Raw genomic sequence first — 21352 nt, forward strand, 5'->3', positions numbered from 1 at the left:
CAGCCGATCGGCGCACGCGGTCAGCTAGCTTTGTGCGCCTTACGGCGGGCCCGGCGGGCCCGTCGGGCCTCAAGGTAGAACGTCGCCTGCAGTATCGTGACGAACACCCGACGCCCGGGCGCATCGTTCGTGTATGCAGTTACAGTTTGTTCGTTGAGCAGGGCTCGTATCGGGGCCAGGTTGAAGTCGCCGTACGGTTTCGCAGCGAGGTGCGCGACCCGGCTCTGCTCACCGACGTAGAGCACTGTCCGGTCGAAGATGAACACGCGGGCCCAAAGGCGCGGGAAAACCGGCGCATCGACGGGGCCCCGATCGACTTGAGCCAGCAAGGTGAGGTCCACGAGGGGGCGGCTCTCGTCGATGAACGGGTCGTCCTGATCGGGGCTGTGCGTACGGCAGTCGACGGGCCTGGTACACACAGCACCCAACGCATTCGTCCCCGAAGGCGGAGTCAGTCCTGGTCTGCCATCAGGGCCAAAGCCAGCTGTCTATGGTCATTCCGGAGGTGCGATGTTCGCGACCTGGGCAGATGCGGCGAAGGCCGTTGCGGTCGCCGCCGCCGTCAACCTGATCGTCATCCTGCTGGTTGGGGCTCGCGACGGTCTGCTCGTGATGGACACGGTTGCCGCGAGATCCGGGTTTCGACGGGGCGAGCCACCGGAACATGCGAAGGATCTGTGGTTCTCCATCGTCGGTCAGCGGGGCGAAGACGGCCGAAAGCGTCGTCGGGCCACGTTGTTCGCACTTGCCGTGGCCGCCATTGCCCAGGCGATCAGCTTCGACGGATACATGGCCGGCGGGCTCGTCTTCGGTCTGTGGTTTCTCTTCGACGTTGGCACTCGCGCGTTCGACAAATTCATGTTCGGTTTGGCCGAGGACGCCATAAAGAGCACGAGTGACATGAGCATTTGGCAGGAGCTGGCCCCGATTTTGGCGTACGTGCTCAAGTCGTCGAACACCAATCCGCTTCAGGGGCGATGGCGACCGCTCGGCGTTACCGCCGGAGTCATTTCCGTTGGTCTGGCCCTCGTCGGTTGGGTCGCCGTGGTCTCGGCCTTCGGCGCGACCTTCAACGATGTGACCGAAGTACTACGTCACCTGGTCGGGACCGATAGCCGGCTACTGCTCGGCGGGGCGGGTGCGGCCGCCATCCTGTTGGCGCGCGTGCCGGTCGATCTCGCCCGACGCTATGCGCTCGCGCATCCCGCTCGCGCTCGCAGTTACGAGATCGTCTATTTAAGGTCGTTCCAAGACGATCGTCTTTCGATCCGGGCGCGAGGAGACAGCCGCGGGATTGTCGACCGTCTGACCCTGCGTCATCGACACGGTTACGAGCAACTTCTGGTCGCTTCGATGCAGTATTTCGGGCCGGTCGTCGCGATCGGAGAGCCGGGCAAGCGGCTCCCGCCCACCGGCGCATTTAGGCTCTATTACTCCGATGACGAGTGGCAGAACGCGGTGACCCGGATGCTTCGTTCGGCCAGCTACATCGTCCTCAGCTTGGGCGAGACCCCTTCCGTTGGTTGGGAGATCATCAAGTTGCGCGAAATGCACCTACTTGACCGCACGTTGTTCTTGGTTCCCCCCGTTCGCGGCGACGCCCGGCGCAAGCGCTTAGGGCTACTGGCCGACCAACTCGGCATCGAGTCAGCGCTGCTCCAGCCGCCGGGGCCTGGAGTGGAGTACGTCGGCGTCATGTTCGAACAAGACCGGCCGGTTCCGATCGCATCGGCGGCGTTCGACTACGCCTCCTATTACGCCGCAATCCTGGAAGCCGGCTTTCCGCATTTCAACCGGGCGGATGACGTCGCGGACGTGATTCCCATCCAGGCGAACGCGGCCAGCCTGCCCGACTTCGCCAGATTAACGCTCGCAGCTTTGCAACTTGCGGCGACTCGGCGGGATGGCTGGCCGCTCAACACGTTCCAGATCCTGTGCGCGCTCGTCGACACCGATGTGGCCGGACCTTGGCAAAGGGCACTGATGAAGGCGACGCAGTTCGCGACTGACAACTATCGGCTGCACCTAGATCGTCCGGCCGACATCGCGGGCGATTGGGCGGGGGTGCCCGTGACCGCTCATGCGGCGGCGGCATTTCGGGTCGCGGCCGAGGTCACCCAGACGCACAACCTCGGCCGGGTGCCCCCCGAAGCGCTCGTCCTAGGCCTTGTCGCGGATCCCACCAGCGCAGCAAGCCACGCGTTGCTCGACAAGTCGCAACTGTCACACGGTGAAGTCGTCGACCTCATCCGGCGCGAGCTGTTAGACGTGAGCGGCGACGGTTCGTCCGGCTAGGCACCGACTCCCGGTGCGCAGAACTCAGGCGGCACCCGTCGTGGTGGTGTCTCCGGCTTCGTCCGCCGCACGCCCCTTCGCCAGCCATTCGTCGAGGAAGGACGGCTCGGCCGGCCGGTTGGCCGTAGTGGCCGTAGTGGCCGCATGCTTGGGCGTCCGACGAGTTCCCTTGCGCGACGGGGCCCGTTTCGGCCGCAGCGGCGGGCAGTCGGCGTACGCATCCGCGCGGACGGAGCAGGTCGCCTCGCCGGTTACCTTCACGTAGGCGTGCAGGTCGGGTAGATCGGTAAGCTCGCGCGAAGGGATGCCGATCAGCTGCGCGAGCGTGTTCGCCGAGTCGGGCGATTGCCGGAACGCGACCTGCACCGCGGCGCTCGTCGCGATATCCGACAGTACCGGGTCGAGCTGTTTGGTCGACTGCGTCGCCAAGGCGAGGCTGACCCCGAACTTGCGCCCTTCCGTCTGCACCCGCTGCATGCTCTCGACGACGAATTTGTGGGCCTCGTCGACGTAGACACGCAGCGGATTGCGCTCGCCGAGCGGACGCTCCATCGCCGCATCGAGGACGGTGGACAGAACCAGGTGCCCCACGAGCGACACTTCGGAGGACGACAGGGCCGACAGGTTGACGATCACCGGGAGGCCGCGGTCGAGCATCTCGACGACCGATGTGCCCTCACCGGTGCTCGCGACGATGCACTCGACCGCAATGCTCATCAGTGGACCGAACTTCGACGTCGTCCAATCCCGCGTGCTGACCGAGTCCTGCATCCGGCTCGACGTCAGACCGGACAGCACGCCGGCGTCCACGGGGCCGAGCGCGGGGTGCTTCACCTTCTCGAGTAGTTGCTTGTCATCCATCACCCACTCGACCGCCTGGCGAACGGTCACGCCGTGCGCCATCGCGAGCATGAGGATCGGGATGGCGAGCTGGTACCAACGGGGTCCGGCCCACTTCTTGTCGGGCAACGAGGCGACGATCGCATCGCAGACCCGGCGCGCCGCCCGCTGGCAGTCGGCGTAGTTGAGCCCATCCTCGCGCAGCTTCGGCAGCAGCTGAAGCATCGCCGTATCGGCGTCCGTGGGGTCGAGAAACAGCACCTCGACACCGAAGTGGTTCGCGAAGGCCTCAAGACGGGGGGCAATGTCACCGTGCGGGTCGATGAAGACGAAGGCCCGCCCGTTGCCAAGGTCGTCCACTGCGCACGCGCTGAGCACGGTGGACTTACCGGTGCCCGTCGCGCCCGTCAGGAACATGTGCCGCGCCAGCGATTGGTGCGGCAGGTGGACGCGTCGGCCACCTCCGCCCACTCCGATGTCGATGCCCTCGGCGTACGCCAAGGGGACGGTCAGCTCGCGAATCGTGCCGGAGGCGATGGTCGGGATCGGACCGTTGATCGGAATGGGCCACCCGACGGGCGACTCGGTGAGGGTGATCAGATCGGACAGCTTGCGATTGCCCATGCCGCCCCGCAGCGGTAGACCGGCGCGGATCGCCTCCATGAGTCGCGCCGGGTCGCGTTCGATTTCGAAGCCGCCGAGCATCAGCTGCTGACCCGCCACCACGGTGTGACCACCCCGCCGAAGCACGTCCGTCTCGCTCGTCAGACTCGAACCGACGTCACGCAGGAAGAGTTCGGGCAGCGACTCCGATGACATGACGGCGATCTCGGCACAGAGCACGGGGGTCGAGAAGCTCTGCTGAAGGTCGACCAGCGTCGAGACTGCACGATCGGCCGGGAAGCGGTGGCCGGGCCGTGACTCGTTCTCCTTGCGCAACGCCTCGGCCCGCTGCAGCATCAACTCCAGCTGCATCCGGTCCGAAATATTCAGCTCCGTCGGCAGCACCGTGGCGCGTACCCGGGTCGGTGCCGTGCGGGTCAGGATCGCTGTCGTGATGGAGCCCCAGGGAGACTGCACGGGGTTCCATCGGCTCAGCACGTCGATGTCGCCGTCCGGGCCGTCCGTGCTCACCGAGATGGTGCGTTGCCGGATGAGCGCGGTGTGCCTGAGCTGCTCGTCCGGAAGATCGAGGACGGCCGCCGGGTGGACCATTGCCGCTCGGTAGGGCAGGCCCGCGGCGTGCAGACGGCGCTGGACCAGGTCGGCCAAGGCGGACGCCTCGTCGACAGTGGTCCCGTTCGGCCCGAGTATCGCGAGCGCGAGGTGCACCGTGAGCTTCGGGTAGCCGTCGTCGAACGACGTGGCCACCTCGGACAGCGCCACCATGCGGCCGGGCAGCCAGGCCATCTCGACGATGCGATCGAAGACCGAGTTCGCGGCCTGGACCGAGTTGTCGTTGACGATCTGGTTGGGTGATGCCGACTCCAGCCGCCACGCGATCCAGGACGCCTCCTCGACGCACGGGTCGAGTGCGCACCCCGCTACCGGAGTGTGTGGGCGGGTGAGCACGCGTTCGTCGGCGATTTCGAACGTGCTCATCAGGCCGCCCCATCCATCTCGTTGCGGTTGGACTTCGGCGCCGTCCGCCGGTCCTCGGCGAGGATCGCCGGCGCCCCCTCGGCGATCTCGGCCTTCAGCTCGGTGAAGCTCTGTTGCACGACCTGCGGGTAGAAGGGAAAGTTCTTCTGCAGCCAGGCCAGCGCGTCGTCGCGGTTGGACTCGATCCCGTCCTCGCCGTCGATGAGAAGTTCGAACTCGTCCAACTGTTCGTCGGTCATCTGATCGGCGAGGGTCTTCCCGACGCGCAGTTCGAGGGTCTCGTAGATGAACTTCACGAAGCCGGGCTTGGTCTCGTCTCGGAGCGAGGCGAGTCCCAACTCGGCGAGCAACTCGTTGTCGATTCTGATGGTCATCGTGGATTCCTTTCGTGGGTGGTGATCTTGTAAATGGGACGAGGCAAGCTGCGTCCGTCGGCCGTTACGCGTCGGCCTGGCGGTAGAGGGTCACGGTCACACGCCGGTTGGCCTGGTGCTCGTCCGCCGTGGCCGGGCTCGGGTAGATCAGGTCCGTGGGGCCGTGACCGTCGGCGTGCAGCCGGGCCCGGTCGACACCGTGTGCGACCAGCCAGTCGGCGACGGCCTGCGCCCGCGCGGTGCTGAGGGAGTTGAGCCACTCCGTCGTCTCAGTCGTCTGGATGTCGGTGTAGCCGTCGACGAGGATGCTGCCCTGGGTCTGCTGGGTGAGTGCCAGCAGCTGGTCGAGCTGCCCGGCGGCCTCGGGGCGAAAGTCGGCCTGGCCGTCATCGAACGTGACGTCTTTGAGCGTCGCGACGATCTTGACCGGATCCTTCACGACCGGAAGCTGGCTCGTGTCCGCCGCCTGGATTGCCCCGTCGGTCGGGAACTGGCTCAGGTGCGCGGTCCACGCGACGAGCTGGCCGCCGCACTTGAGGGCGAACTGACGCCAGAACTCCTTCAGTTGAGCCGCCCGCGCATCGGGCATACCGCGGTCGGCGCCGACCGCGTAGAACTGCCAGCCCGTGCAGTCAGGGATGAGGCCCTGCGCTGCGAGCTGGTTGATCGCGACGACCGGGTCCTTCAGCGTGGCCGCGTTCGAGAGGTCGACGCCACCTGCTGCCGCCGACAACGGGCTCAGCAGGACGACGTCGACCGGCGCCTTCGAGGGGTTCCCCTTGAGATTGCCGGCAAGCGTGTTCAGCGCACCGAAGACGTTCGGCTGCGGCGCGGTGGGTGCCGCCGCGACCGTGCCCGACGTCGCCCGGGTGACCGCCGCCGTCTTGCACTCGAGGTTGTGCTTGCGTATCGCCTCGTTCGGGCCGTCGCCGATGAGCACCGTGTTGGCGGCCAGATCCGGGGCGGTGCCAGGGTCACCGACTCCGTTGACGAGGACGTGGGCCTTGCTGTTCGTGCTGCTGTTCAGCACGGTGGTCACATCGCTCTGGTAGTAGCTGATGCCCGGCCCGGTCGCGCCGAGGATGGCTACGGTCGGGGTGCTCGCCGTGAGGGTGGTCGGATCGATGGTGAGCTTCGCCGCCGGGCAGTTGACCGGCGCCGGGCTGGTGCCGGTCGAGGACCGGGTCGACTTGTTCGGGTTGCCGCCGCAGGCGGCGAGCGCCAGGAGGACGACGATGACGCCGGTGATTGCGGCGATCACGCGCGTGGTGTGTTTCATGCTGATTCCTTCTTTCGGTTGAAACGGGATGTGCGGATGAGTCGCGGCTTGCGGGTACGGCGAGCCGGGTGGACGGGCGGTGGTGTGGTGCCGAGAGCGAGGCCGAGGCTGGCGGCGTAGATGCCCGCCAGCTCGGTCGCGAGGTTGCGCACGCTGAGGTCCTCGATGCGGGTGACCGAGCCGAACGCCACTGAGCGCCAGTCGTCCTCCATCGCCGGCGAGCACCAGTTCAGGGGGTCGATGAGGATCAGGTGGCAGGAGTTCTCCGGCAGCCCCGCGACGGCGTCGTGGGTCGACCGGGTGACCGCCTCGCACCCGTCGGTCGGAATGAACACCGTGAGCGCCTGCCCTTCCCGGAGACTTGGGAGGCGCTCGGCGACGCGTCGCAGGGCAGCGGGCAGGTCGTTGCCGCCGAGGTTGACCCGGGTGCGCAATGACGTCTTCAGCTCGCGGATGTTCTTCCGAACGTCCATCGGGCCGGCCACGAGGTTCGCGGGCGGGTGGGAGCCCCAGGGAACGACAAGGCCCGAACCACCCCCGGACCGCTTCTGGAGGTTGAACAGGCTTTCGCCGGCCGCACCGATGGCATCGTTCGGGTCACCGCCCCAGACCGAGAAGGTGCTGCCCGACCAGTCCGGCGCCTCGGCGTGAACCGAGTCCCGCACCAGCCGTTCGATGTCGGCCTTCGGGGCACCCACCAGTGGCGGGAGCGTGACGGCCTGGGCGACGGTGATCGGCCGGGGAGGCGGCGCGATGTAAGGGCTTGCGGTCGCCAGCCGGTTCAGGGTGAGGTGGTGAGTGCCGCCCACCGGGCGGCACTCACCTGAGGTGATCACGCGGACTCCGCTTCGCTGGCGACGCGCTCGACGTCAGGTTCTTCGGTCGCCGCGCTGCGCTGGCGGAATCGGCGCACCTTCGGCAGCTCGGCGGCTTCCCCGTCCTGCTCCTCGTCCGGATCGGGTGACTCGGACTCCTCGTCGACGTCGACATCGACGTCGACCAGGTCGGCATCGGCGCCGGCCTCGTCGCGGTCGACCGGCTCGCCCTCGGCTTCCTCGAACTCGGGGAGGTCCAACGCCTTGATTGACTTGAGGTCCACCCGCGAACGCAAGCGACTGACTTCGGCGCGAGCGTTGGCGAGTGCCTGCTCGAGCGATTGGGTCGTCAGCAGCTTGAACTCGGGCAGCGGGGTGACACCGGTGAGGAACTCGAGCAGCTCGCTCTTGGTGTCTTCCGCAATCTCGTCGAACTCGCTCGCGAGAATCGACTCGGTCGCGATCTGGTCACCCGGCTGCGAAAGGATGTAGCGCCGCAGATACGCGTACTGCTGCGAGAGCACGCTCTGGCCATCCGTGCCCACATGGTGGCCGGACTGCGCGACCTCGGACTTCAGGTGGCGGACCTCGGCGTTGTAGCGGCCGATCGAGGCCGAGTAGGCGTCGAGCGTGGCTTGCTGCTCGTCGCCCGTCTCGGTGACGGTGGTGTCCACCTCGGCGAGACGGGCGCGCCACATCTCCACCTCGGGGTGCGGAGCGTGCGCGTGGCCCACCGCGATCGCGGCCCCGAAGATGGCCAGCTGCAGCGCAATGAACGCGGCACCGTTCGCGTCGATGCCGTTCTGGGTCAGGTACTCAGAGCGGATCGCGGCGAGGGCGAGCAGGGCCGCGAGCGCCGTGCCGAACCAGAGGACCAGGAACGCCCAGTCGTGCCAAGGGTGACGCGGCAGCGCGTCGCGCTCGTCCTTCGCCGTCTTGCCGCGACGGTGCAGGTCGTACTCGATGCGACCCAGGCGCACGCCGGCCCGGCCGCCGAGCAAGACCAGGGCGACCACGGACGAAATCGCGGCGATGTGCAAGTCGTCGAAGAAACCGACGCCGGGGATCCACGGGTGATCCGAGAGGCCGAAGAGCTGGAAACCGACGGCGATGAGGGTCCAGTCGCCGGCGAAGAGGGCGATCAGCATCAGGGCGACGACCCAGCGCCGCTGCACCGGCGAGATCGTCACGCCGGACGCGGCGAACTCCGCCTTGGTGACGATCTGCTTCTTCAGCGCCGACTTGTGCGAATCGATGGCGCTGAACGCCTGCTCGCGCTCGACCTTGATTGCGGGCAAGAGCATCGACAGCGTCGCCGCGATCGCCTGTACCGTTGCGCGCATCGCGTGGCCGATGACGTGGCGGGCGGCACCGTGCTCCGCGGTGAGCTGGCTGGGGAAGTGCGGCTCGGCGTTGTCGCCGACGATCTCGCGGTTGAGAATGCCGGTGGTGCCGTCCTCGCGGCCGGCCGCCTCGATGTCTTCGTTGCTGCGACCGGTGTTGTAGGTGCCGCTGCGAAACGTCGAGAACGACGTCGTGGTCGTGGTCGCGCCGGGGCCGGTTGGGACCGGGCGCGGCGCGGGGCCAGTACTGGGTTTCATGGTCATGCCTTTCTGGTGCGTTGGATTGAGCCGGCTGATCAGCAGGCAAGATGAATCAGGCAAATTGCGTCCGCGGCGGATGCATCGGGCGCAAGCTTCAGGCGACCGCCGCCACCACGGCCGGCCGGCCGAACAGGTCGATCCGGTGCGTCGCGGCTGATGCGAGCGCCGTGCTGGGGTGGCCCCTTCCGGTCACCTGCCACCCGTCCACACCGCGCAGCCGCAGCCCGTAGAGCGTCGGGGCGAAGATGTGGTCGCCCGAACCGATGACCACCCGGCCGAACCGGGCGGCGGCGTGATCGGGGTCGAGCGCGTCCAGCAGCGCGTGATCAGCTCCGTTGATGCCGTACCCGACCAGCCTGCGAACAGTGCGGGGCAGGGCGAACCAGGCCGTCGCGGCGAGAGACGGGCCGGTCGCGACGACGAGGAGGTCGTCGCGGCCGATGGGGACGTTCGCCCAATAGCGCGACCAAATATCCGTGATGCTCGCCTCGTCGCGCCGGGCCCGATCGCCCAGCAGGTTCTCCAGATCGATCAGGTGGAGCGCCCGCGGACAGGTGCAGCGGTGCGACGCGGCCGGCGTACCGGCGGGTTCACAGATGTGCGGTGTAAGCACGATTTTCTCCTCAGATCGGACGGCCCGGGGCGGCCGCTTCCTGAGGGCAAGGCAAGATACGTCCGGATCTGGGAGACTTTCCCTCGAACCCCGGGCGGAGGCGCCCGGTCGAAGTGCGGAGGACTACGTGGACTTGCTCAATCCGGGGCACTTCGTCGGGCTGGGGCAACCGGAGGGCAAGGCCGCACCGGCCTGGTTGATTCCCGAGCTCCAACGGATGCTCGACGCGAGCCTGAACCGCCTATACCCGGCGCGCACCGACCGCTACCGCCCTGAGGTGACCCTCACGCTGTCAAGCGACCCGGCGGCGCTGATCAAGCGACCCGGTTACAGCCACGCGCTGGGCGTTGACGGGCACACGAATTCAAATTCGTCCTGGTGGTGGCAGCGCTGGATTGAGATACAAGTGGGACCGCGATCCAAGGACAAGGAGCCGGTCCGGGTGGCAATCCCCTGGCTGCTCACGGCCGACGACAACAATGTCGCCGCCGACGTGGTCGGCGGTCACGAGGGTCTGTTCGTCGGCGGCCCGAAGATCCCGGTAATCCAGGCCCGCTTGACACCGGATCTCCACGTGCTGGCACCGCGGGCCCGCAAGCAGCAGCTCCCCGACAACACCAAACATCACTCGGACGGGCTGAACGGACCATTCGAGGTGTTACTCGTGCCCGATTGGGGATCGTCGCTCATCGTCGATCTCAATCAGTCCCAGTACTCGAACCCTTGGCCGTACTACGTATCAGGGTCCCGGTCGGCCGCCTTTGAGAGACAGTCCTACCGGCTGCTCCGCGTGCTCGCCGGCCAGGATCCGTCGCGTCATCTCACGAAGGCCACCCTCGACGCCGTCGTTGACGAGTTGCGGGTTGGTGGCGATCTGGCCACCTATGAACGGCTGCTGGCGAAGCAGTACCCCTTCACCAAGGCGGGACACGTCCGCCGGGTGGCCGAGTTCGATGCCGCCGAGCGCCAGTTCACCACTCGGCTCGCCTACTGGCTGCGCGCGAATGCCCACGCGATCGCATCCGAGCCCCCGAGCCCGGAGCCAGCTGTTGACAGCGAGGAATTCAGCGCTGTCGCGCAAGAGTATGTCGAGCAGCCGGTACGGAAGAGGGGTGCGACCTCAGCGGCAGTTGATCCGGTACGGCCGGTGGCGGGACCGGGTCGAGGCGGCGAGCTGCGCTACTGGCCCCACCATTTGGTTGCCGCACTCCAGCGCGGGGTCCGCACGGCCGAAGCCACCCTGGGCGGCCGAGCCGCCAAGGACAAGCCGAAGCGAGATGCGAACGATGCGGCCAAGGCGAAGTTCCATGACGAGGTCGCCGACACGCTCCGCTGGGCTCTCGGCTCGTCCTTGGGTGACGTCGTCGTCGGTCGGGGCGACTTCGCCGGATTGCTGCTTGATCCCACCACCACCGACACGCTCGCCCGGCTGGAGCAATACCGGCAGGTGACCTTCTTCGGGCCGGGCGGCCTGAGCCGGCACCTGCGCGGCCGTCTCGACCTTCGTGTCCTGGACGAGTCGTGGCGGAATTGGTTGTGCCCGGTCCAGACACCCGAGTCCGATGACATCGGCCTGGTGCGGTTCTTGGCGCTGGGGCAGACCAACGGTGCGGATGCCGGCGAAGCCCGAGACCTGAGCGCCGCGGCCGCCCTGATTCCGTACCTCAATCACACCGATGCCGCTCGTGCGGCGCTCGGGGCGAAAAACCTGAAGCAGGCCGTCGCGCTGGTCGAACCCGAGCGGCCCACGGTTACCACCGGCTGGGATGCTCGCCTGGCGGCGGCAGGGATCGCCAACCTCAGCCCGGATCGCGATCGATACGGGCCGGCCAACGTCCGTCGGGCCGGTCCCGTTTCACGCTGGGGCCGATCACCGAACGCGACTCAAGCCTTCGCCCCCGACGTGGTCGGCGTGAACGACGAGGCGGGGAGTCATTCGCTGGCCCTTGGTCGCAACGCGTTCGTCGCGTTGACGCCTTGGTACGGCTTCAACAATGAAGACGGCGTGGTGGTCAGCGAGTCCTTTGCCCGAAAAATGACCAGCCGCCACAACGTGGTAATACGCCAACGGCTCGATGGACCGGAACGTGTCTCAGGTTGGACGCAGCTGGTCGAGGACGGAGACGAAGTCAGCGCCCGGCAGTCGATCGTACAAATCGCGAAGGATCGCCTGGTGACGTCCCCTGAGGTCGGGATTCTTCGCCACGTGTATGCCGATGACGAGGGCATCCGGATCGTCATTGAGGTCACCCGGCCGTTGGAAGTCGGCGACAAGGTCACGAACCGGCATGGCGGCAAGGGGGTCGTGTGCCTGGTGGTGCCGGATGCCGACATGCCGACCGTGGAGCTGCCCACATCGAGGAGTCTTCACGGGGAGAAGATCGACGTTGTCCTTAACCCGCTTGGTGCCCTGAATCGACTGAACTTCGGCCAGATGTGGGAGATGCACGATTCACTTGCGCGCCGACTGGCCGCTGACGTTCCCGCGACCGAGTCGGCCCTCCTCGACCCGCTGCCGGTCATAGCGGGCCGGGCTGCGCCTGATGGCGGCCAGTTGCATGAGCGGTGGTTTGCCTTGTTTGCGCGCCACTTCGAGCCGTCGGATGAGAAAAAGCAAGAGGCGCTACGCCGCGGCCGGCTCAGGCTCTCGGTCGGTCAGCGGCGATTCGGGGACGCCGGGCGGGGCGTTGTTGTCGGCGAACAATACATCCTCAAACTTGACCATCTGGCCGCGGACAAATGCCGAGCTCGCGGTGAACAGGCTGCGACTTCGGCCCGAACCTTGCAGCCGCTGCGCCGGACAACCTGGGACCTCGGCCGGGTCTCCGGATCGCCTCAGCGCATGGGTGAGATGGAAGGGTGGGCGCTGCAATCGGTGGGCGCGCGGGCGGTTCTGCGGGACTTGATCTGGAACCGGAGTCGAGCCGAACAGATCACGGATCAGTCGACGAAGCCGACGATGCAGGCGGCCGAAGCCCATCTCGCGGTTGCCGGGATCGAGGTGTCTTCGACCGAGGATGGGGAAGCGGGGCGCGACTTCGATATTGATACCCGCTGGTCGGCGCAGCAGATCAACCCGCTTGGTAACGAGGTACTCGCTGAGATCGTCGCCGCCGGGAAAGCCGATGTGGCCCGCGATGAGCACCCGCTCTACCGCGCCGAGTTGTACGGGGGGGACGGTGCGAATGATGTGCGCTGGTCGCTCAGGCTGCCGGAACCGGTACCCCATCCATGGGATCCGTTTGCGCCGCCGATCAGGCAACTGGGCATCCTGCCGCCCGCGATGCGGACCTTCGGTTCGGATCCGCTTGATCGTGCCTACGCCGATGTCGCCGACGCCGTTCTCAAACTGAAGAAAGAGCTGATCGTCCAATCTGGCTCCAAGCCATCCAAGTCGCTCAAGGCCATTCGGGCCGCGCTGGCGGATGCAGTTGAGTGCGTACTCGGCGGCACGGAGTACTACTTGAAGTACAAGCCGCTCCTTGTCGCCAGGGAGTGGCGGACGATCCCGGTGAACGACCCCGACGATCCCGGCGAATTGAAGTCGGCCTTCGATGCGTTCACGCTGGCGCTCAGCGGCGTTGAACCGCCCATTGATCCCGACGGCGAATCCGGACCGGATGGTGCGAACGCGCAAGACGAGCCAACCGAGACCGAGGAAGAACTCGCCGCGAAGGTCGCCCAATTCAAGGCAGAGCGTGCCGATGGGGTCGAGCTTTACGCCGGGAGTGCGCGTCGCGGCCGTGCGCTCAGGGTGCCCCTTGACGCCTCGATCCTGGCGAGGCTGGAAGGCAAGATGGGGCTGCTCCGCCGGCACTTGCTCGGTAGTGCCGCGGTTCGATCCGGTCGCGCCGTCATCGTCGGCGACCCGACCCTGAGCCCCAACGTCGTAAAGGTGCCGCGCGAGATCTACCGGGCGATCGTCGGCACCGACGATCGTGCATCCGACATCGCCCGACAAGTGGCCGACCGATTCCTCGATGGCTTGGAGGTCGTTGAGCTTTCGAGAGTCGTGCTGCTGAACCGCCAACCGACGCTACGCCCGAATGCATTGCTTGCCCTCGAGGCAGAAGAATGGGAAGGCCGAGCGCTCGTGCTCAACCCATTGGTCTTGGGCTGTTTGGCCGGTGACTTCGACGGCGACACGGCGGCGGTGCACTGGCCCGTGAGCCCGGCCGCGCGACTCGAGGCGTGGGAACAGTTTCGACCGGCGGTGCGCTTGCCGAACCTCGCGAAGCCCGGCGCCACGTTGGCGAAGATCGATCTCGACGTTGCCCTGGGCGTCCACCTGGCGACGACGGCCACGGATGGCCCCGAACATGTGCAAAGCAGTCTGGGCCTCGCGCTCGAGGCCGGAGCCAGCGCCGAATCCTTCGTGGCCGCGGTCGAGCAGCGTCTGGTTTCGACTGACGCGGTGCGAACCGTTACCCAGGATTCGACCTGGCTGCACAAGGTGTTCGAGTTCGGTTGCGTGAACGCGTCCGGGTGGAGCATCGGTGCGCTGGATCTGCTCCTGGACGGCGGTCAGTCACCGCCGTTCACAGAGGCTCGACTGGCCGGGGTTGCCGGCCGGTCGGCCAGATTTGCCGATTCACCGGGCCGCTCGGGGCCCACTGAATCCAGCTCGGCTCCATCGACCTTGATCGACGGGCTCGACAGCGCCGACTGGTTCTCGACCGCACCGGAATCGATCGATGGTCTGGCGGTCAAGAAGCTGCTCACCTCGGAAGCGGGCACCTTCACCAAGGATTTGGTCGAGCTGGGCTATGAGGTGTCTACGGCTGCGGAGCAGTGCGAGTCCACCATCCGCTCACCCTTGGCTTGCCAATGTCCTCCGCCGGCGATCTGTCGCGGGTGTCTCGGTGGCGTCTCCTGGTGCGTCGACTTCGACCGGGGACCCGCCGTTGGACAGCTGGCCGGCATGTTGATCGGCGAGTACTCCACGCAGCGGACCCTGAAGAAGGACACGAGCGACACCTTGGGCAACCTTCAACCTCTTTTCGGTGGACGTGGGCGGGTGCAGCTACCGCCGCCACCCCCGCCGCCGGACGCCAAACCGCATCTGGCCAGGAGCTATTGGTTACCGATCTGGTCAGGGCTCAGCGCACATCAAGATGCCGGCGAGGCGCTCAAGTTCGTCCTGGAGGCGTTTGGCCAGGCCACGGAACGAAAGATCGATTCGACCTGGGCCGAGATCCTCTTGCGGCAATTGTGGTTCGCGGCCAGAGTGCTCACCCCCGATCCGAAAGTTCTGCTGCATCCGAGCCTCATCCACGTCTCCCGAAGCGTGATCGCGTCGTCTCGTGCGAGGAATACGGGTCTTGCCCCGGAGCGGCGATATCCGATCACCGGCGCGCAGCGAGCCGAACAGGAGCAGATCGTTCAAGACTATGTGTCAAAATCTGAGGCGCAAATCAACCTTGATTGGGTCATGGATGTGTGGCAGCAACGCTGGGTTGAGGGAATCGACGCCAATGAGGACAGTTACCGGAATGTGTTCGACCTGATTCACCGGACAGGGATACGTGATTATGGCGATCCCGGAATTACGCCCGTACTTCTCGGCAACAAGGACATGCTCATGCGGGCCGAAGAAGCTGAGACGTGGGATCAGTGCGCCGACGTTCTGCGCGAAGATGCCGAACGGTTGATCCGAATGAAGCTGGGCGAGATCGGTGTGGCTGATTACCAGATGTCGGAAGAGGCATTGGGTGAACTGACCGATGAGTTCTTCCGGGGACGGGCGCGGCGGGATGTGATCGATCAATTCGTGCAGAGGGTGGGCGACTCGCTGGTATACCAGGAGCCGGATGGGACGGGCCGGGTCGATCTGGCCAAGCCCTTGGCCCGCGAGCTGATCAGCGCGGCATTCCGCCAGGGCGGCCCGGAAGGTTCCTGGCAAACGTTGCTCAGTTCCGCGATCAACTCGAGAACAACCGCGTTGGGGCTGGGCACGATTCGCGGCAATGTGTCGCACCTCGTTGAGCGGGTTCGGCAGGAGTCGTGGGGTGAGGCGCACACAGATGTGCCGGCTGTTTCCTACCGCAATGCGCTGCTCGTGGGCCGGTTCTGATGACCAGTACAGGGACGGGCCGCGGGCCGCGCCAGCAGGTCGGCACCGGGCCGACGGCTGGGCCCGGCAACCTGGTCGCCCCGATACGCACGACCCGCACTGAAGCCGGTGTGGGTTCAACGACGGGCATGGAGCCGCGTACGGGGCTCGTGACCGGTCCAGAGGACGAGGTATTTGACTTCCCCACCGGACCGGAGCTCGCGATCGGGGATGGCAACCCGGACCACTCACCCGAAGGCAGCTCGCTCGATGCCGAAGATCCCGCCGCCGAGCGGCAAGACGAGGAACAGCAGGCCCGGCCTCGGTACCAGGTTCCCGTGGCCATCACCTTTACCTACCTGCCCGAGCGACAAGGCAAGAAGCGACCGATCGAGTGGGAGGTACAGCACCGGGGTCGCACCGGCGTGCCGTACGACGATTACACCCGGGCCCTGGCTGTGGCTGACCTTGACCGCTTGGCCGGCGCAATTGCCTCGATGCAGCCGCGCGCCGTCCGGGCCGAATCGTTGGTTGAGGCATTCCGGGCGCTTGAGAATGTCACGGGGACGCAACTCGGTAAACGGGTCGGTCGGGACGGAACATACATCTCGCGGTGGCAGCACATTGTCGTCGAGATTGGGTCCGGCCTGGTACCACTCGAATTCTTCACCTGGAAGAACTGGGACGAGAAGGTGTTGGTCGATCGAGAAGGCAAACCGACGGAGGAGCCGAGCCCGAGCCCGAAGCAGTTGATGACCGGCTGGCTTCTTCGTTACTGGAACGCGATCTGCGATCCCGGTTCGGCCCCTGAGCCCGCCGCCTTGGAGAAGTCGATCGCGGGCAAGAAATCCGACACGCTCTATCAGTACCGGGATCTGCTGTTCAGCCTGAAGCAGCATTGGGCCCTGGTCGAGGATCACAAGCGGCGTTGGCCGATGGTTGGACGTGATTCGTTGGTGGATTCATTGCGAAGCGTTGACCCGGCATCGTGGGAAGAGTGGGTCACCCGAGTCGATCAGAAGACTCGCGAAAGGAAGCGGGTACTCGGCGCAACCGCGGGGTCGACGCGGATTGCCACGCTTGCGCTGAGCGGGCTGCTGACACCGCCGATCGCAGTCGGGGCCGGTGCTGCCCGGTGAGAAACGCACTGGCCCGGGTCATCTTCCAGGACGGGAAGGCAAACGCGGAATCCAGGGTCGGTTGTCTGGTGCGAGCCTTTGAGCGGGCTGACGTTGCCATCGAGACCGACCCGGCGATCACCGAAGACCTGATTGACAGCAAGCCGCAGAGTACAAAACTCGACACCGCTGCCTGCGACATCGTTGTCCTGTTCGCACCCGACCCGGCCACCGAATGGCACCTGACGAAGCGGAGCCAAGGCGACGCGGTGACCCTGGTGGTGGCGACTCGGGCCGACCTGGACAACATCGCGGCCTATTACCTTCCGTTCAAGGACTCGGTGCACATCGCCGAACTGGCCCCGATGGCGCTCGATGCCGACGCGGCGGCGCAGATCGTCCGGACCTTGCTGACCGCCGTGTCGGCCCGCAACGAGCCCAACGCAATCGACGATCACGAGATCCTCCCCGCGAACGTCGAGACCGCCGAGGATTACCACAGACGAATCAGCTGGGACCCCGAGGTCGAGGTCATGGCCGAGTTCCTGGCCGAGCTTCGCAGCGCGATCCGTCCGATGAAGGTTCCGGTGCCGCCGCTGCCGTGGGATCCAACCGACGCTGGTGATCAGGCCAGGACTCGACAACCCGACGGTAGCTGGACTCTCGAGCAGGCGAAGGTGACACCGGCGCCAATTGGTCTGACGGACCTGTTCTACGCCAACTCTCACGAACGGGCGCGGAGTGCCTTCGGCTTCTACCCGTGGTCGGGTGAAACCAAGACCGCGCTGAGTAGGTTCGGCAAGCCGCCGCACCTACTGCTGACCGGCGATAGCGGCACCGGCAAGACCATGATCGCCTCCTTCATCCGGCGAGTACTGCAAGACGACGCCACTCATTCGAGCGGCTACTACGCGAACTTCGGGTCGGCCGATGACACCGTCCCGGAGATGCCCTTTGTTGTGGTCAACTGCGCCTCGTTGACATTCGCCAACGTGGTTCACCTTCTGCATGGATCTGACCCGACGACGTGGTCGGAAGCGATTCTGGTTGGCGACTTCGTGCGCGGCTCCTACGGCGTCATCTTCTTCGATGAGCTGGGTGATCTGACGTACGACGTGCAGCGCAGCCTGCTCATGTTCCTTGAAGACCGCGTTGTCCGGCCGCACGGGATGAGTCCGTTTCCGAGCTTTGCCCGGATCGTGGCGGCGACGAACCGGGACTTGACTGCGATGGTTCGGCGGGGCGAGTTCCGTCACGACCTGCTGGCGCGCTTTGCTCGGCAAGTTGAGGTCCCGTCCCTCGCGCGACGGGGTGAGCGGGACCGCCAACGCCTGGCGCTGTACGCGGCGGCCAACCCCAGTGTGAACAAGAATGACGCGCAGACGAGCAGCCGGCCGGTCAGCCATATCTCGGACGCCGCGATGAAGCGTCTCGGCGAGTACGACTACCCAGATGGCAACTACCGCGATCTCGAGGCAACGGTGCATCGCGCCATCGAGAGCGCGATGCGTAGGGGATCGCGGGTCATCGGGCTGGAGGATGTTCGATTGCCGGGTGCGGAGTTCACCAGTGAGCGGGCGAGGCTGGTCGTGGACTTGGCGCCGGACGCGGAAGTCTCGGGTCGGTCGGTCGCGGTGGCCAGGCCGGAAGAGCTCGAACGGCTTGCTGTCGCCACGGGCCGACCCATGCTGCGGGAAGCGGCGACGGGCAGTCTTTATTTACCTGACGGCGACATCGTGTACGCCTGGAAGGGTGGCCGGGCAACCGGTGAGTCAGGATCAGCGATGGGCGATACCGGCGATGAGGGTGCCGGCAAGTAGGGCCAGCCCGCCACCGGCTTCGCTCGGCTTTCCGCCCAGCTGTACGGCGATGAGTTGCCAACGGTCGTTGAAAACCGGTGCGCCGCGGAGTGCACGCTCGAGGTAGTGAGCGCCGAACGTTACATGAGGTTGGCCGGCCACACCTTCGGCGCCGAGGAGTGCGCCTTGGTTGTCGCGGACTGTCACCGGCGAATCCGCGAAACTGATGGCAAATACCTCAGCTCCCGCTAACGGGGCATCGGCGCAGATCGGCGCGGTCTCCACGCCCCGCGCAAGCGGTTGCGCAACCGGCAGGCAGGCGATGTCGAGATCGAATCGAGGCGAGAACCACTCCGGTTTGGTGTCAATCGGGATCGGGGTACCGGCGACGGATGCGATGGCCGAAATGGTCCGCGCCCGACGGAATTCGGTGTCGGGAGTGATGATAACGACGGCCGAACCGAGGCCCAAGTCGCCGCCGGACACAAGGACGCCCGCCCAAACGCTGCCATCATCGGATCGCATGGTCACGACGGCTCGCTCGGCCGTCGTTCGCGCTGGATCGGTATAGAAGCCATCTGATGTCGATGGGACCGCGTCCACGACACTGCCATTGAGGCGTGTGAGCGTATTCCGGAGTGGTTCGAGGATCGTTGCTTGATCGGCAACGGCGCTGTCGAACCGAAGGACCTCAGTCAGTTGGCGAACGGTGCTGTTGTATTCGAACGCATCGGCCCCCTTGATCTGTCCGGCCGCACCGAGATACCTCTCGAGCCAGGTAGCGGCCTCGTCAAAATCGTCGAGCAGCAACGAGGCCTCCATGGCCGAGGCATACGCCCACATATCCCGGGCTTCATTCGCATTGACAATCGACAAGACTTGGCGCGCGTCGTCCTGCGCCGAGCGGGCAGAAATGTTTTCCGGGAGGGCGACCTTGTCGGCCACACTGCGCGCCTTGAGGGTGGCGACGTTGATCAGGGGGTAATGGTCGGTCGGGTCAGCTTGGTAAGCGGCCGAATAGAGCTCGATCGCATCGACGAGTAGCGATGGGTTCGAATCGTCCTCGATGTAGCCCTGTTTCGCTATGCGCGCCCGAAGGGCAAGCACCCGGGGATTCGTCGAATGGTCGTCGAAGTACTTGTCCATGGCGCGGCTGGCGCCGTCGAAGTCGCCTTGATCAATGAGGCTTTGCACGTAGATCCGCACCAACGACTCCGCTGGTGCGGTGCCCTGTCCCCGGGACGCGGATTCGACGGAGTTGAAGAGGCTACGGACTTCCTTGTGCTTCAGCTTGCGCTGAAGCAGGACCAGTCCTGCGCGCGCGTGGTCTTTCGACAAGAAGTCGGGCTCAGTTCGAATGCAGTCCCGAAGATCGCGGACCAGGCGGTCGGCATCAGCGAGCCGAACATCGTTGAGCGCTTCGCGCAGGGCATCGGTTTGGTCATCCGTCCACCTGCGCGCGCCCGGCATCTCGGCGCTGGCTGCGTTCTTGGCTTTAGCCATCGGTCGTGGCCCCCAGACTGAGACCGGTCTTGCCAAACGAGTTGCCGAGGTCGTGGCGCTTCTCGCGATACGCCCCGGAAAACCCGAGTTCGAATCCGATTCGATCTTCGATCTCTCGTTGGACCTCGTTGGCGGGGGGCCAAATCGCGACTCGGAATGTGTTCGACGCTGACTCCCGGTAGGGCACGACGAGATGTCGTTCGCCGGCCGGCGAACCGGCCAGGGCGGTGGCGATCCTGAATACCGTCAGCAGGCGTTGAGCGGGGCCGAGCGCATCATCGGCCTCAACCCCGTAACGGTCGAGGTCGTCCTTGAGCGATACGAGCGAGGCCGACGTCGGCGTCGCTGGCGCGAAGGATCGATCGGTGGGGGGAGTCTGATCGTCCGACGATGTCCAGCTCGGCGCATGGGTGACCAGCAGCTTGATCCATGGGGCGTGATCGTCACCTCGGGTCGCGGTTTCAAGATCACCGTCGTTGAGTTCGCTCAGCCAGGCGGCGGCAGCGAGTCGGTAGAGGTCATCGGCCGCGCCCGTTCCGTTGGGTTCGGCACCGGGCGGCCGAAAAGCTCCATGAGTCAGGGCGACGGCGCGATCAAGGTTGGCGGCGCGATCGGTGGCGCCGGTCGGTGTTGCCACCTCACCGCGCGCGACGCGACGGAGCAGCCTGCTCAGCTGCTGCGCAAGAATGAGTTCGCCGGCCGCCGCAAGACGCGCCGCGCAGAGCGAGAAGAGCTCACCCGATCCGGCGTGCCGTCGGGCCAGAAGCTCATCGAGAGCCGCGGTCGGAGCGATCGCGCCTGCGGCGGTGGGGCGTACAAAGAGGTCGATCTCAGCGGACGGGCGGGGAGTGTTCTGCGACGATGCGTCGGCCGTCAAGCCTCCGCTGTGCGTCGACAGCGTCTCAGCCACAGCGGAAAGAACACGCTGCCGGCTCGGAATCAGATGGTCCTCCGACCAAGCGGAAGGCCTGGCGTTGATGATCGGTACACCGAAAACGCGAGCCAAGATGTACAACGACGATGCAATGGCACCGTTCGGATCGACTTCGCTGTTCACCGCGATGAATTCGTCGTCGTCAGAACTGAAAAATGATGCGCTCCTTGAGCCGAGCTCGGAGCGCCAGCCATCGTCGGGGAGCGGGTAGGGGGTGATGACGACGGAGCGCAGGCCTGAAGCCCACGGCTCACGTCCCGCTCGGGCGGCCTCATCGAGACTGTCGACGCGGGCCTGCTCGAGTGGGTTCGCCCGGCGGTAGAACAGGACGACCTCCAGATGAACGGCCTGTTCTCCCGCGAGTTCGAGCGCGGGCTGCACCTCAGGAGGCGTGGCGCTGGCAGCGGGGCCAGCGGTCGGGGTCAAGAACACCGGGGAAAGCAGGCGGATGCTGACCGGCGCCGGCGATTGATCCGCCAAGTGTTCCCCCAACCTGCCGGCCGACTTATCAGGATCAGTTTAGG

The 21352-nt window shown here is 65.9% G+C and carries 13 protein-coding genes; 4 read left to right on the top strand and 9 right to left on the bottom strand.

The genetic code is table 11. The features are described 5' to 3' along the window. Positions 1 to 20: 20 nt before the first annotated feature. Positions 21 to 419: a hypothetical protein gene (locus CPH63_RS13890; RefSeq protein ID WP_096303481.1), complete on the bottom strand. Its 399-nt coding sequence runs from the start codon at positions 417 to 419 to the stop codon at positions 21 to 23. 91 nt (positions 420 to 510) lie between these two features. On the opposite strand from CPH63_RS13890, the gene CPH63_RS13895 reads away from it, so the two are divergent. Beyond that, the gene (locus CPH63_RS13895) at positions 511 to 2295 is read left to right on the top strand and encodes a hypothetical protein (protein WP_096303482.1); all 1785 of its coding nucleotides are present in this window, start codon (positions 511 to 513) and stop codon (positions 2293 to 2295) included. Positions 2296 to 2319: 24 nt separating this feature from the next. Here the strand turns inward: CPH63_RS13895 and CPH63_RS13900 are convergent, their stop codons facing one another. The 6 genes from CPH63_RS13900 to CPH63_RS22320 all read right to left on the bottom strand — a co-directional run bounded on the left by CPH63_RS13900 (position 2320) and on the right by CPH63_RS22320 (position 9422). Further along, entirely contained in the window at positions 2320 to 4737 is a 2418-nt protein-coding gene (locus CPH63_RS13900) for a type IV secretory system conjugative DNA transfer family protein (RefSeq protein WP_096303483.1), read from the bottom strand. After that, a complete protein-coding gene (locus tag CPH63_RS13905) occupies positions 4737 to 5111 on the bottom strand; it encodes a DUF5663 domain-containing protein (protein ID WP_096303484.1) in 375 nt (124 codons plus the stop codon). The genes CPH63_RS13900 and CPH63_RS13905 overlap by 1 nt, the downstream gene beginning before the upstream one ends. 64 nt (positions 5112 to 5175) lie before the next feature. Next, complete coding sequence (locus tag CPH63_RS13910; RefSeq protein ID WP_096303485.1) at positions 5176 to 6390, bottom strand: OmpA family protein; 1215 nt, start codon at positions 6388 to 6390, stop codon at positions 5176 to 5178. Continuing rightward, positions 6387 to 7226 carry a hypothetical protein gene (locus CPH63_RS13915; protein WP_096303486.1) on the bottom strand — a complete coding sequence of 280 codons (840 nt, stop codon included), beginning with the start codon at positions 7224 to 7226 and terminating at the stop codon, positions 6387 to 6389. Before CPH63_RS13915 ends, CPH63_RS13910 begins: the two co-directional genes overlap by 4 nt. Beyond that, positions 7223 to 8806 carry a hypothetical protein gene (locus tag CPH63_RS13920; protein ID WP_157749547.1) on the bottom strand — a complete coding sequence of 528 codons (1584 nt, stop codon included), beginning with the start codon at positions 8804 to 8806 and terminating at the stop codon, positions 7223 to 7225. Before CPH63_RS13920 ends, CPH63_RS13915 begins: the two co-directional genes overlap by 4 nt. A gap of 97 nt (positions 8807 to 8903) precedes the next feature. Beyond that, on the bottom strand, positions 8904 to 9422 hold the full coding sequence (locus CPH63_RS22320; RefSeq protein ID WP_157749548.1) for an NYN domain-containing protein: 519 nt from the start codon (positions 9420 to 9422) through the stop codon (positions 8904 to 8906). A 127-nt stretch (positions 9423 to 9549) separates the two neighbouring features. Here CPH63_RS22320 and CPH63_RS13925 point away from each other — a divergent pair, with 127 nt between their 5' ends. From CPH63_RS13925 to CPH63_RS13935, 3 genes are read left to right on the top strand one after another with little or no spacing between them, the layout of a single operon-like run. After that, positions 9550 to 15495 carry a hypothetical protein gene (locus CPH63_RS13925; protein WP_157749549.1) on the top strand — a complete coding sequence of 1982 codons (5946 nt, stop codon included), beginning with the start codon at positions 9550 to 9552 and terminating at the stop codon, positions 15493 to 15495. Further along, a complete protein-coding gene (locus CPH63_RS13930) occupies positions 15495 to 16613 on the top strand; it encodes a hypothetical protein (protein ID WP_157749550.1) in 1119 nt (372 codons plus the stop codon). Before CPH63_RS13925 ends, CPH63_RS13930 begins: the two co-directional genes overlap by 1 nt. Beyond that, entirely contained in the window at positions 16610 to 18412 is a 1803-nt protein-coding gene (locus CPH63_RS13935) for a sigma 54-interacting transcriptional regulator (protein WP_096303490.1), read from the top strand. The genes CPH63_RS13930 and CPH63_RS13935 overlap by 4 nt, the downstream gene beginning before the upstream one ends. On the opposite strand, the gene CPH63_RS13940 is transcribed toward CPH63_RS13935, so the two are convergent. Together CPH63_RS13940 and CPH63_RS13945 are read right to left on the bottom strand one after the other, a co-directional pair. Then, complete coding sequence (locus CPH63_RS13940) at positions 18371 to 19894, bottom strand: tetratricopeptide repeat-containing protein (RefSeq protein ID WP_157749551.1); 1524 nt, start codon at positions 19892 to 19894, stop codon at positions 18371 to 18373. The two genes, CPH63_RS13935 and CPH63_RS13940, sit on opposite strands and share 42 nt — an antisense overlap. Next, entirely contained in the window at positions 19887 to 21209 is a 1323-nt protein-coding gene (locus tag CPH63_RS13945) for a hypothetical protein (protein WP_157749552.1), read from the bottom strand. The genes CPH63_RS13940 and CPH63_RS13945 overlap by 8 nt, the downstream gene beginning before the upstream one ends. Positions 21210 to 21352: the final 143 nt, after the last annotated feature.

It is taken from the genome of Jatrophihabitans sp. GAS493 (genome assembly GCF_900230215.1).
GTDB lineage: Bacteria > Actinomycetota > Actinomycetes > Mycobacteriales > Jatrophihabitantaceae > MT45.

Bases quoted from the DNA above. Each gene is read 5' to 3' on its own strand.
- CPH63_RS13895 (WP_096303482.1), top strand. From the start codon at position 511: ATGTTCGCGACCTGGGCAGATGCGGCGAAGGCCGTTGCGGTCGCCGCC.
- CPH63_RS13900 (WP_096303483.1), bottom strand. From the start codon at position 4,737: ATGAGCACGTTCGAAATCGCCGACGAACGCGTGCTCACCCGCCCACAC.
- CPH63_RS13905 (WP_096303484.1), bottom strand. From the start codon at position 5,111: ATGACCATCAGAATCGACAACGAGTTGCTCGCCGAGTTGGGACTCGCC.
- CPH63_RS13910 (WP_096303485.1), bottom strand. From the start codon at position 6,390: ATGAAACACACCACGCGCGTGATCGCCGCAATCACCGGCGTCATCGTC.
- CPH63_RS13920 (WP_157749547.1), bottom strand. From the start codon at position 8,806: ATGAAACCCAGTACTGGCCCCGCGCCGCGCCCGGTCCCAACCGGCCCC.
- CPH63_RS13930 (WP_157749550.1), top strand. From the start codon at position 15,495: ATGACCAGTACAGGGACGGGCCGCGGGCCGCGCCAGCAGGTCGGCACC.
- CPH63_RS13940 (WP_157749551.1), bottom strand. From the start codon at position 19,894: ATGGCTAAAGCCAAGAACGCAGCCAGCGCCGAGATGCCGGGCGCGCGC.